2 rRNA genes (1 of these 2 cut by a window edge) are annotated in these 2,500 nt (G+C 42.7%); both read right to left on the bottom strand.

Going from position 1 to position 2,500, the window contains the following annotated elements:
- Positions 1-553 precede the first annotated feature (553 nt).
- A 5S ribosomal RNA gene (gene rrf / locus H0I32_RS01650) occupies positions 554-663 on the bottom strand.
- Between the two features lie 126 nt (positions 664-789).
- Positions 790-2,500: ribosomal RNA gene (locus H0I32_RS01655) — 23S ribosomal RNA — on the bottom strand; it runs 1,116 nt beyond the window's last position.

Below are 2,500 nucleotides of genomic sequence, written 5' to 3' on the forward strand. Positions count from 1 at the left end.
GCGGCATCCTTTTTTTATCCTAAAACTTTATAAAAGGTAATGTTACTATATATAGGTGAGATCTTATTATATGATCAACGCCTATTCTAAAAAAAGATATAGCGGATGATGCGGCGCTTTTGCTCCTTGAAAGCAAAAGCGAAATGCCAGAAAGGTTAACGTGAATTTTCTGAAAGAGTTTTATAAAAAAATAAAAATTGATTGAATTAATCTAATTATGAATTATAATAAATAACCTTAAAAATAAAATTCAAAAATCCAAGATTAATAATAACTGGTTAACTTTTAAATTAACTATTAAAAATGTGAATTCGATTACTAAATCTAATAAATGGATGGTATTAAAATTGGATATTATATAGTAAATAAAGAAAACTGAGATTTAGTTTTCTAAAAATTAAGCTCTAGATAATTTTTTAATACATAAGAGGAAGAATATCAGTTTTTAATACTACTGTATTAGCATTAAAATTCAGATAAATAAGAAGCAATTAAAGAGTAAAAAGTTCTAAAACACAAAAAACCCTTACTAGTTAACTAGCAAGGGTTCTTAAAAAGGCGGCGACCTACTCTTCCACAGTAAAGTAGTACCATCGGCGCAAACGGGCTTAACTACTCTGTTCGGAATGGTTAGAGGTGAGCCCCGTCGCTATAACCACCTTAAATTTTTATTCTGAGTTTATCAGAACTTGGGTTGTTATAAATAATCAACACTAATATTGTTGACATATTGAAAAAATCACATGATATCTGTCTGTATAAATAGTAAACTGTTATAAAAAAACGCTGTACAATAAGCCTATGGGTTATTAGTACTACTTGGCTATGACATTACTGCCTTTACACCTATAGCCTATCAACGTGGTCATCTTCCACGACCCTTAAAAGAAATCTCATCTTGTGGTGGGTTTCGCGCTTATATGCTTTCAGCGCTTATCCCTTCCGAACGTAGCTACCCTGCAATGCTTCTGGCGAAACAACAGGTACACCAGAGGTTCGTCCAACTCGGTCCTCTCGTACTAGAGTCAGATCCACTCAAATTTCTAACGCCCACAGTAGATAGAGACCGAACTGTCTCACGACGTTCTGAACCCAGCTCGCGTGCCACTTTAATGGGCGAACAGCCCAACCCTTGGGACCTTCTCCAGCCCCAGGATGTGACGAGCCGACATCGAGGTGCCAAACCCCCCCGTCGATATGAGCTCTTGGGGGAGATCAGCCTGTTATCCCCGGAGTACCTTTTATCCTTTGAGCGATGGCCCTTCCATACGGAACCACCGGATCACTATGCTCTACTTTCGTACCTGATCGACCTGTATGTCTCTCAGTCAAGCTCCCTTATGCCATTGCACTCTACGCACGATTACCAACCGTGCTGAGGGAACCTTTAGAAGCCTCCGTTACTCTTTTGGAGGCGACCACCCCAGTCAAACTACCCACCAAGCACTGTCCCTGGTTAGAGGTTAGACTCTAGATAAGCAAAGGGTGGTATTTCAACAATGACTCAACAACGCCTAGCGACGCTGCATCGAAGTCTCCCACCTATCCTACACATTACTTATCCAAAGCCAATACTAAGCTATAGTAAAGGTTCACGGGGTCTTTTCGTCCCACTGCGGGTAATCGGCATCTTCACCGATACTACAATTTCACCGAGCTCATGGCTGAGACAGTGTCCAGATCGTTACACCATTCGTGCAGGTCGGAACTTACCCGACAAGGAATTTCGCTACCTTAGGACCGTTATAGTTACGGCCGCCGTTTACTGGGGCTTCATTTGAGATCTTCGAAGTAAACTTCTAAACCCTCCACTTAACCTTCCAGCACCGGGCAGGTGTCAGGCCCTATACATCAACTTTCGTTTTAGCAGAGCCCTGTGTTTTTGATAAACAGTCGCCTGGACTTTTTCACTGCGGCCTCCCCGAAGGGAGGCGACGCTTCTCCCGAAGTTACGCGTCGATTTTGCCTAGTTCCTTAGCCATGAATCTCTCGAGCACCTTAGAATTCTCATCCCAACTACCTGTGTCGGTTTAGGGTACGGGCTGCTTCACTCGCTTTTCTTGGAAGTCGATTTGCTAGATTATCACCTTGACCGGAGTCTCAGTGTACTATCGCGGTGTTACCACTCGCTTCAACGTACTATTCCGTCAGTACGCACTAACTTTTCGCCTCCGTCACTTTTAGTGTGAGCAGGTACAGGAATATTAACCTGTTGGCCATCCACTACCCCTTTCGGGTTCGCGTTAGGTCCCGACTAACCCTCAGCTGATTAGCATAGCTGAGGAAACCTTAGTCTTTCGGTGTGCGGGTTTCTCGCCCGCATTATCGTTACTTATGCCTACATTTTCTTTTGTAGCTTCTCCAGCAAGCCTCACGACTCACCTTCGACGACACTACAATGCTCCCCTACCACTTATTAATAAGTCCATAGCTTCGGTAATATGTTTATGCCCGATTATTATCCATGCCGAACCGCTCGACTAGTGAGCTGTTACGCACT

Origin of the sequence: Winogradskyella sp. HaHa_3_26 (assembly GCF_019278425.1) — a bacterium.
Lineage (GTDB): Bacteria > Bacteroidota > Bacteroidia > Flavobacteriales > Flavobacteriaceae > Winogradskyella > Winogradskyella undariae.